Raw genomic sequence first — 9,306 nt, 5'->3', positions numbered from 1 at the left:
CAGGGTGGAGGAGCCATATGGACATCTTGCCGTCCCCGCGTTCCGAACTGGCTGAAGTACTGTTCCGCCTGCGCCGGACCTTCTACTCCCTGGCCGCGTTCAGCGGCGTGATCAACGTGCTGATGCTGACCCCAGCGGTCTACATGCTGCAGGTGTACGACCGCGCGCTGGTCAGCAGCAACGTCACCACCCTGATGATGCTGACATTGCTGGTGGTGGGCCTGTACGTGCTGATGGCGCTGCTCGAAGTGGTGCGTTCGAGCGTGCTGATCCGGGTCGGCAACCGGCTCGACATGATGCTCAACCGGCGCGTGTTCAACGCCGCCTTCGAGCGCAACCTGCAACGGGCCGGCGGCAACCCGGCCCAGGCCCTGCAGGACCTTTCGCAGGTCCGCCAGTTCCTCACCGGCAACGGCCTGTTCGCCTTCTTCGACGCGCCCTGGACCCCCATCTACCTGCTGGTGATCTACCTGGTCCACCCGCTGCTCGGGCTGATCACCCTGATCGGCTCCGTGCTGCTCATCGGCCTCGCCTACCTGACCGAGATCACCACCAGCAAGCCGCTGGCCGAAGCCAACAAGGCCTCGATGATTTCCGGCAGCTTCGCCAACAACAACCTGCGCAACGCCGAAGTCATCCAGGCCATGGGCATGCTCCCGGCCATCCGCAAGCGCTGGTTCGGCAACCACCTGCGCATCCTCGAAATGCAGACCCTCGCCTCGGATCGCGCCGCCTACATCAACGGCACCACCCGTTTCGTCCGCATCACCCTGCAATCGCTGATCCTCGGCACCGGGGCGTTCCTGGCGATCCAGGGCAAGATCACCCCGGGGATGATGATCGCCTGCTCCATCCTCGGCGGCCGCGCCCTGGCACCGGTCGAACAGGCGATCGCCGCCTGGAAGCAACTGCACGCCAGCCGCAGCGCCTGGGGACGCCTGTCCAGCCTGCTCGACGACTTCCCACAACGCCAGCCGTCCATGCCGCTGCCCAAGCCCCAGGGCCAGGTGATCGTCGAAGGCGTGTTCGCCAACGCCCCCGGCACGCCCGTGCCGATCCTGCGCAACATCTCGTTCGGCCTGGCGCCCGGCGAAGCGCTGGGCGTGATAGGCCCGTCCGCCTCGGGCAAGTCGACCCTGGCGCGCCTGCTGGTCGGCATCTGGCCGGCCCAGGCCGGCAAGGTCCGCCTGGACGGCTCCGATGTCTTCAGGTGGAACAAGGAGGAACTCGGCCCCTGGCTGGGCTACCTGCCACAGGACGTCGAACTGTTCGAAGGCACCATCGCCGAGAACATCGCCCGCTTCGGCGAGATCGACGGCGAAGCGGTGATCCTCGCGGCCAGACAGGCCGGCGTACACGACATGATCCTGCGCCTGCCGCAAGGCTACGACACCCACCTGAGCGCCGACGGCGGCTCTCTGTCCGGCGGACAGAAGCAACGCATCGGCCTGGCCCGCGCCCTCTACGGCGATCCTTCGCTGATCGTGCTCGACGAACCGAACTCCAGCCTCGACGACGTCGGCGAAGCCGCCCTGATCCACGCCCTGGCCGACCTCAAGCAGCGCGGCAAGACCCTGGTGCTGATCTCGCACCGGCCAACGGTGCTGAACATCGTCGACAAGATCCTGGTGATGCGCGAAGGCGCGGTGCACATGTTCGGCAGCCGCGACGAAGTCTTCTCCGCGCTCCGCCAGGCAAGCGTGATGCCGGCCGCCGTGGGTTCGCCGACCCTGGCGTCGGTCAAGACGAAGGAGTGACAGGCCATGTCAGATCTCGAGTCCGAAAACAGGAGTCTGATCCTCGTCAACCGCGAAGAGGAAATCGACGTCGACGATCGTCGCCATGGTCGCTGGGGCATGTGGCTGGTATTCGCCGGGTTCGGCGGCTTCGTCCTCTGGGCCAGCCTGGCGCCCCTCGACGCCGGCATCGTCGCCAACGCCACGGTGAACGTGACCGACAACCGCAAGAGCATCCAGCACCTGAGCGGCGGCTCGGTCGGCGCCATCCTGGTACGCGAAGGCCAACTGGTGAAGCGCGAGCAGCCGCTGATCGAGCTCGACTCGACCCGGGCGATCGCCGAGCAGGGCGTGGTCAGCTCGCAATACATCGTGGTGCGCACCGTCGAGAATCGCCTGCAGGCCGAACGCGACGGCGCGGACGAAGTGACCTTCGACCCCGAACTGCTCGCCCGCTTCGACGGCGACCCACGCCTGCAAGCCGCGATCAACCTGCAGCAGCGCCTGTTCGCCACCCGCCGCGCCGCGCTGCAAGGCGAGGCCAGCATCCTGCGCGAGAACATCCTCGGCGCCGAAGAGCAGCTCAAGGGCCTGCGCCAGGTGCAGTACTCGCGCAGCGCGCAGATCAGGCTGCTCTCCCAGGAACTCGAAGGCGTGCGCAGCCTCGCCGCCGAAGGCTACGTCACCCGCAACCGCATGCTCGAACTGGAGCGCAACTCGGCCGAACTGAGCGCCGCGCTGGCGCAGAACATCGCCGACGTCGGCCGCACCCGCAACCAGATCGCCGAATTGAAACTGCGCATCCTGCAACTGGAGCAGGACTTCCAGAAGGAAGTGCAATCGCAACTCACCGACGCCCAGAAGGAAGCCACCGCCCTGGCCGACCGCCTGCGGGCACTCGACTACGAAGTCGCCAACACGGTGATCCGCTCGCCCATCGACGGCGTGGTTCTCGGCCTCAGCGTCTCCACCATCGGCGGGGTGATCCAGGCTGGCTCGACGATCATGGACGTGGTGCCAGCCAACGAGCCCTTGCAGGTCGACGCCATGATCCCGGTGCAGGCCATCGACAAGATGACCCCCGGGTTGCCGGTGGACATCGCCTTCCCCGCCTTCAACCACGCGCAGACCCCGAACATCCCCGGCCGCGTGCTCACGATATCGGCCGACCGCCTGATCGACGAAACCAACAAGCAGCCCTACTACCTCGCCGAAGTCGAGGTCACCCCGGAAGGCATGGACAAGCTCGGCAGCAACCGCATCCGGGCCGGCATGCCCGCCACCGTAACCATCAAGACCGGTGAGCGGAACCTGATGAGCTACCTGATGAAACCGATGCTCGACCGAGTCGACTCAGCCTTCAAGGAACAGTGACATGGCGGTGCGCCGAACCCTTCTCTACCTGGTTGGATTGACCAGCCTCCCCGTCTGCGCCCTGGACCTGCAAGAGGCGTGGGAACTGCTGCAAGTACAGGGGCCGACCTATCGCGCGGCCATCCACGAACGCGATGCCGGCCTGGAAAACCGCGCCCTGGGGCGGGCCGGCCTGCTGCCGCAACTCAACGCCAGCGCCAGCAACAGTTGGATCGACGGCACCCAGCACCGGGACAACGCGCCCGACAACGACCTGGACTACGACTCGCGGAACGCGGTGCTGCAATTGCGCCAGCCGCTGTTCAACCGGCAGAAAGCCTCCGAATACCGCCAGGGCAAGCAGCGCGCGGACTACAGCGAAGCGGTGTTCGACGCGAAGAGCCAGAACGCCGCCGTGAACCTGGCCAGCCGCTACTTCGACGTCCTCCTGACCCGGGAAACCATCGATCTGGCGAACGCCAAGCTGAAAGCCTTCGAGCAGCAGGTCGCCGCCGCGCAACGCCGCTTCGACCTGGGCGACGGCACCATCACCGACGTCGACCAGGCGGTGGCGCGCCGCGACCTGGCCCAGGCCGAACTGATCGAAGCCCAGGACAACCTGGTGGTCGCCCTGCGCCTGCTCGAGGAAATGCTCGGCGAGACACCGCGCCAGCTCTCCACCCTGCACCACGACTTCCCGACCCCACCCCTGGAGCCCGGCAACCTGCAGGCCTGGCTGGATATGGCCAAGGCGCACAACCCGGCGCTACGGGCGCGGCAGCACAACCACCGCCTGGCGGAGGAAGAGGTCAACCGGGCCAACAGCGGCCATTGGCCGACCCTCGACCTGGTGCTGGCCTATACCGACAACAAGAGCGACTCCATCTCCACCCTCGACCAGAAGAACCGCTACTCCTCGGCCGGGGTCGAATTCAACATGCCGCTGTACGCCGGCGGCTCGGTCAACGCCAAGGTGCGCCAGGCCGTGGCCAGCCGCGAACAGGCCGGCGAAGAACTGAACGCGGCCCGCGAGGAAGTCTTCTCATCCACCACCCGCGAGTTTCGCGGCGTGCAGAGCGGCCAGGCACGCATCCGCGCCCTGGAACGGGCCGTGGCCTCCAGCGAACGCGCCCAGGACTCGGCCAAGAAAGGCTTCCTGGCCGGCTCCAGCACCAACGTCGACATACTCAACGCCGAGGAACAGGTCTTCATCGCCCGCCGCGACCTGATGGAAGCCAAGCTGCGCTACCTGCTGGCCCGCCTGCAACTGGCCGCCGCGGTCGGCCTGCTCGGCGAAGACGACATCGGCCACGCCAATGCCTACCTGGGCCCCGAGCTGGCCCTGAACCATTGATGAACCGAGATCCCCGGATTGCATCCGGGCTGCCCCTCGTAGGGTGTGCCGCGCGCACCGATAGAAAAGCAGCCCCCGTGTCTCCGGCCGGACACCGTGCCCACCCCCGGTAAACGGTGCGCACGGCACACCCCACGTGCGGCGCCGACCACCAACCGCGCCCTCACCCCCAATGCCGCTGCCGGGCCCGGCGCTCCCGCCCGAACCCCAGCATCCCGGCAACCAGCAACAATACCGACTCGACCAGCCAGGCCAGCAACAGCGCGGCACACAACCCCCAGGCAATCGCCGTGGGAGACAGCAGCACCTGGTAGCTGTAGCCATCCCAGGTCTCCCGCAGCAGTCGGCGATCGGCGGCGGTGGCGAGGTGCAGCACCTGGACGTACCAAGCCCCCTGCATCGCCGCCCACTCCTTGTCCAGCAGCTTCGCACGCGCCACCAGGTGGGCGACGCTGTCGGCATCGCTGCGCATCACCGCATCGTCGCTGGCCCGGTAGTGGGCCACCAGGGCATCCAGGTCGCCCTGGAAGAAACGCTGGGCGGTCTGGCGGAAACCGGAAAGCCCCTGCTCCGCCTCCAGCCGATGGGCCTCGACGCGCTTGGCGTAGTCGGCGATGAAGCCCGGCACCTGCAGGCCGATCAACAGCCCCAGGGCGAACAGCACCAAGCGCAGGTAGCTTCGCAGCATCGTCCCTAGTCCCCGGTCTTGCCGTGGGCGATGCACTCGCCACGCCGCCACAGGCTCCACTCGCCCAGCTGGTAGATCTTCCAGGTCTCGTTGGCGGTCAGCGGCTCGGTGGCCAGCACCGTCACCACATCGTTCGGCGTGGTTTCCGCCTGGAAGTCGACGGTCACGTCGACATCCTTCAGTTGCGCCGGGCCGAACGGCGCGCGGCGGGTGATACTCGCCAACTTGCTCGAACAGAAGGCGAACAGCCAGTCGCCATCGCTGAGCAGGCAGTTGAACACGCCCTTGCCGCGATAATCGGTGCAGGCGCCGATCAGCGTCGGCAGCAGGATGTCCACCGCCACCGGCTCGGGAAAGGCCACCCGCAAGCGGTTGAGCAGGTCGCAGAAGGCCGCCTCGCTGTCGGTATCGCCCACCGGCCGGTAGAAGCCCGGGCGCGGCTGGAAGTCGGCCAACTGGCCGTTGTGGGCGAAGCACCAGTTGTGCCCCCACAGCTCGCGGACGAACGGATGGGTGTTGGCCAGGCAGACACGCCCCACGTTGGCCTGGCGGATATGGCCGATCACCGTCTCGCTCTTGATCGGGTAGCGCTGCACCAGCTTGGCCACTTCCGATTCGACGCTCGCCGCCGGGTCCTGGAACAGGCGCAGGCCGCGTCCCTCATAGAAGGCGATGCCCCAGCCGTCGCGGTGCGGCCCGGTGCCGCCGCCGCGCTGCATCAGGCCGGTGAAGCTGAAAACGATGTCGGTCGGCACATTGGCGCTCATGCCCAGCAATTCGCACATGGCTCAGGATTCTCGCTGCAAAGCGTTGCGTAACAGATCGGCTTCCCGCTCCAGGCGCGCCTGCAAGGGCTGGCGGCCGAACGGCAGGAAGCGCGTCAGCGTGCGCCAGACCAGCGCCGGCAGGTCGCCGCGACGGCGCGGGATCAGGTGCAGATGAAGGTGCGGCACGTGCTGGTTGGCCAGCGGCCCGTCGTTGACCAGCAGGTTGATGCCGCCCACGCCATAGCCGCAGGCGCGCAATGCACGGCTCAGGCGTTCGGTGAGGGTCAGCAGGCGTTCCCGGGCGGCGGCGGACAGGTCGCTGAGGTAGGGCGCGTGCTCGCGGCTGATCACCAGCACATGCGCGGGGCGTAGCGGGTAGATATCGAGGATGACCTGGAAGTGCTCATCCTCGAACAGCAGGTGAGCCGGCAGCCGGCCGCTGCCGATGGCGCAGAACACGCAGTCCATGAAGGCTCCTTGAACGGGATGGCCCATGCTGAATGGCCCGCCCGCCAGAATCAAGCGCTGCGCGCGGGGCTCCTACAGGCGCGGCTCGATGCGCAGGCCCCGGTCGCCGTTGCCATCCAGGCGGGCGTCCGCCGGTTCCGCCCGCTCGCGCGCCAGCACTTCGCGCAGGGTCGGCTCGTCCTCCTCCGCCACCTCGGGCGCGGCAGCGGCTGCCTTGCGGCCCTTCCACCAGCGCTCCAGCGGCCAGCGGACGAAGACGAACAGCAGATAGAGGGCGAACGCGATGATGCCGTAGATGGCCAGGTCGGCCACCGCGTGCCAGGCGTTGTTGCCGACCTTGAACAGCATGTCGAGGGCGGTCACCGCGATGGCCGGGGCGAACAGCTCCCGGCCGGGGTCGACGATGGTCGGCACGAACAGCAGCACCGCCACCAGCACGCGCAGCGGTTCGCGCAGGTAGCGCCACATCCAACTGGTCAGGCGGAACCAAACCAACAGGCAGCCGAGCGCCGCGACGGCATAGCCGGCCCAGGCGAGCATGTAGTCGTTTTCGATCATCGAGGTCCGTGGCGGGGCTGACAAAGGGGCGCTTATGATAACGGCTTTTCGGCAGTCCGGCTCACTCGCCGTCCGTCGCCCCGCAAGGAGAAGCCCATGTCGCAAGCCCCGGTCGCCCGTATCGAGCCCGGTCCCGATCCCTACCGCTGGCTGGAAAACCGCGACGCCGACGAGGTGCTCGAACACCTCAAGGCCGAGAACGCCTACCTGGAAGCCGAACTGGCCGGGCAGGCCGAACTGCGCGAACGACTGTTCCAGGAGATCAAGGCGCGCATCCGCGAGACCGACCTGTCGCTCCCCACGCCCTGGGGCCCCTGGCTGTACTACACGCGCACCACCGCCGGCGACGAATACCCCCGCCACTACCGCTGCCCGCGCCCGGCGGACGACTCCCTGACGGTGGACGAAAGCGCCGAGCAACTGCTGCTCGACCCCAACGAGCTGGCCGCCGACGGCTACCTGGCACTGGGCGCCTTCAGCGTCAGCCCGGACCACGAAAAACTGGCCTACAGCCTGGACACCAGCGGCGACGAGATCTACAGCCTGTACGTCAAGGACCTGGCCAGCGGCGACCTCGATGCCCTGCCCTTCGAGCACTGTGACGGCAGCATGACCTGGGCCAACGACAGCCGCACCCTGTTCTTCGCCACCCTCGACGACACCCACCGCCCGCACAGGCTGCACCGCCACCGGCTGGGCGAAGCGGGCGCCGAGGAGGTCTTCCACGAGATCGACGGGCGCTTCTTCCTGCACTGCTACCGCGCCAGCTCCGAACGCCAGTTGCTCCTGCTGCTCAACAGCAAGACCACCTGCGAGACCTGGGTACTGGACGCCGAACGCCCCGATGGCGACTTCCGCTGCCTGGCCCCGCGCGAGGAAGGCCACGAGTACTACGCCGACCACGGCCGCCTCGATGGCGACTGGGCCTGGCTGATCCGCAGCAACCAGGCCGGTATCAACTTCGCCCTCTACACCGCCCCGGACGCCACGCCCGAGCGCCCGCACTGGCGCGAACTGATCGGCCACGACCCGCAGGTGATGCTGGAAGGCGTCAGCCTCAACCGCGACGCCATCGTCCTCAGCCTGCGCGAAGGCGGCCTGCCGATCGTCGAGGTACGCGCCGAAGGCCGCGCGCCGGCACGGGTGCAACTTCCGGATGCCGCCTACAGCCTGCACGTGCAGGACAGCCTGGAATTCCACAGCCCGGTGATCCGCCTGCGCTACGAGGCGCTGAACCGCCCGGCGCAGATCCGCCAGCTCGACCTCGCCAGCGGCGAGCAGAAGGTGCTCAAGGAAACCCCGGTGGAAGGCCCGTTCGACGCCGACGCCTACGAAAGCCGCCGCCTCTGGGCCACCGCGCCGGACGGCACGCAGGTGCCGATCAGCCTGGTGGCGCGCCGCGAAGTGCTCGCCGCCGGCCAACCGGCGCCGCTCTACCTCTACGGCTACGGCGCCTATGGCGAAAGCCTCGATCCCTGGTTCTCCCACGCCCGCCTGAGCCTGCTGGAACGCGGTTTCGTGTTCGCCATTGCCCACGTGCGTGGCGGCGGCGAACTGGGCGAAGCCTGGTATCGCGCCGGCAAGCTGGAGCACAAGCAGAACACCTTCAGCGACTTCATCGCCTGCGCCGAACACCTGGTCGCCACCGGCTACACCACGCCCGAACGCCTGGCGATCAGCGGCGGCAGCGCCGGCGGCCTGCTGATCGGCGCGGTGCTCAACCAGCGCCCGGAACTGTTCGCCGCAGCCATCGCCGACGTGCCCTTCGTCGACGTGCTGAACACCATGCAGAACCCCGACCTGCCGCTGACCGTCACCGAGTACGACGAATGGGGCGATCCGAACGATCCCGAAGTCTTCGAACGGATCAGGCGCTACGCCCCCTACGAGAACGTCCGCGCCCAGGCCTACCCGGCGATCCTCGCCGTGGCCGGCTACAACGACAGCCGCGTGCAGTACTGGGAAGCCGCGAAATGGGTGGCCCGGCTGCGCGCCAGCAAGACCGACGACCACCTGCTGCTGCTCAAGACCGACCTAGGCGCCGGCCACGGCGGCATGAGCGGACGCTACCAGGCGCTCAAGGACGTGGCGCTGGAGTATGCGTTTTTGCTCAAGGTGCTGATGGTGTAGATATCTACCCAACCACAGAGCCGGGTCCAGACTCCGCCCCTCACCCCGGCCCTCTCCCGGGGGGAGAGGGAGTCACCGAGGTCTCCCCCCTGGCACCGAGCATTGCCCCAACTCAGACCAGTCCCCGCTCCCTCAGGAGCGGGGCGCGTAGCCAGGGTTAGGGTAAGGGGCGGACCTGACATAAACCACCAAGCGTTCCACGTAGGGTGGATGTCGCGCTTCACATCCACCGCCCTTGGTGGAAAACGCTTC

8 protein-coding genes are annotated in these 9,306 nt (G+C 67.6%); 4 read left to right on the top strand and 4 right to left on the bottom strand.

Going from position 1 to position 9,306, the window contains the following annotated elements:
• Positions 1–17 precede the first annotated feature (17 nt).
• Genes PSEWESI4_RS10105 through PSEWESI4_RS10095 form a run of 3 tightly spaced genes read left to right on the top strand, consistent with a single transcriptional unit; the run spans position 18 to position 4,443 of the window.
• A complete protein-coding gene (locus tag PSEWESI4_RS10105) occupies positions 18–1,757 on the top strand; it encodes a type I secretion system permease/ATPase (protein WP_187671075.1) in 1,740 nt (579 codons plus the stop codon).
• Positions 1,758–1,763: 6 nt separating this feature from the next.
• Positions 1,764–3,110, top strand: a complete 1,347-nt coding sequence (locus PSEWESI4_RS10100; RefSeq protein WP_187671074.1) for an HlyD family type I secretion periplasmic adaptor subunit — start codon at positions 1,764–1,766, stop codon at positions 3,108–3,110.
• A 1-nt stretch (position 3,111) separates the two neighbouring features.
• Complete coding sequence (locus tag PSEWESI4_RS10095; protein WP_187671073.1) at positions 3,112–4,443, top strand: TolC family outer membrane protein; 1,332 nt, start codon at positions 3,112–3,114, stop codon at positions 4,441–4,443.
• Positions 4,444–4,606: 163 nt separating this feature from the next.
• Here PSEWESI4_RS10095 and PSEWESI4_RS10090 read toward each other — a convergent pair whose 3' ends face one another.
• The 4 genes from PSEWESI4_RS10090 to PSEWESI4_RS10075 form a co-directional block, all read right to left on the bottom strand.
• A complete protein-coding gene (locus PSEWESI4_RS10090; RefSeq protein WP_187671072.1) occupies positions 4,607–5,131 on the bottom strand; it encodes a DUF2937 family protein in 525 nt (174 codons plus the stop codon).
• 5 nt (positions 5,132–5,136) lie between these two features.
• Positions 5,137–5,916, bottom strand: a complete 780-nt coding sequence (locus PSEWESI4_RS10085) for a class II glutamine amidotransferase (protein ID WP_187671071.1) — start codon at positions 5,914–5,916, stop codon at positions 5,137–5,139.
• A gap of 3 nt (positions 5,917–5,919) precedes the next feature.
• On the bottom strand, positions 5,920–6,366 hold the full coding sequence (locus tag PSEWESI4_RS10080; RefSeq protein WP_187671070.1) for an HIT family protein: 447 nt from the start codon (positions 6,364–6,366) through the stop codon (positions 5,920–5,922).
• Positions 6,367–6,438: 72 nt separating this feature from the next.
• Positions 6,439–6,924: an MFS transporter gene (locus tag PSEWESI4_RS10075; protein ID WP_187671069.1), complete on the bottom strand. Its 486-nt coding sequence runs from the start codon at positions 6,922–6,924 to the stop codon at positions 6,439–6,441.
• A 96-nt stretch (positions 6,925–7,020) separates the two neighbouring features.
• On the opposite strand from PSEWESI4_RS10075, the gene PSEWESI4_RS10070 reads away from it, so the two are divergent.
• Entirely contained in the window at positions 7,021–9,054 is a 2,034-nt protein-coding gene (locus PSEWESI4_RS10070) for a S9 family peptidase (RefSeq protein WP_187671068.1), read from the top strand.
• Positions 9,055–9,306 lie beyond the last annotated feature (252 nt).

The organism is Zestomonas carbonaria (assembly GCF_904061905.1).
GTDB classification, from domain to species: Bacteria; Pseudomonadota; Gammaproteobacteria; order Pseudomonadales; family Pseudomonadaceae; genus Aquipseudomonas; species Aquipseudomonas carbonaria.
This window is presented reverse-complemented; position numbering and strand designations above follow the sequence as displayed.

Coding starts and splice junctions, on each gene's coding strand:
- PSEWESI4_RS10105 (WP_187671075.1), top strand. CDS start 18: ATGGACATCTTGCCGTCCCCGCGTTCCGAACTGGCTGAAGTACTGTTC.
- PSEWESI4_RS10100 (WP_187671074.1), top strand. CDS start 1,764: ATGTCAGATCTCGAGTCCGAAAACAGGAGTCTGATCCTCGTCAACCGC.
- PSEWESI4_RS10095 (WP_187671073.1), top strand. CDS start 3,112: ATGGCGGTGCGCCGAACCCTTCTCTACCTGGTTGGATTGACCAGCCTC.
- PSEWESI4_RS10090 (WP_187671072.1), bottom strand. CDS start 5,131: ATGCTGCGAAGCTACCTGCGCTTGGTGCTGTTCGCCCTGGGGCTGTTG.
- PSEWESI4_RS10085 (WP_187671071.1), bottom strand. CDS start 5,916: ATGTGCGAATTGCTGGGCATGAGCGCCAATGTGCCGACCGACATCGTT.
- PSEWESI4_RS10080 (WP_187671070.1), bottom strand. CDS start 6,366: ATGGACTGCGTGTTCTGCGCCATCGGCAGCGGCCGGCTGCCGGCTCAC.
- PSEWESI4_RS10075 (WP_187671069.1), bottom strand. CDS start 6,924: ATGATCGAAAACGACTACATGCTCGCCTGGGCCGGCTATGCCGTCGCG.
- PSEWESI4_RS10070 (WP_187671068.1), top strand. CDS start 7,021: ATGTCGCAAGCCCCGGTCGCCCGTATCGAGCCCGGTCCCGATCCCTAC.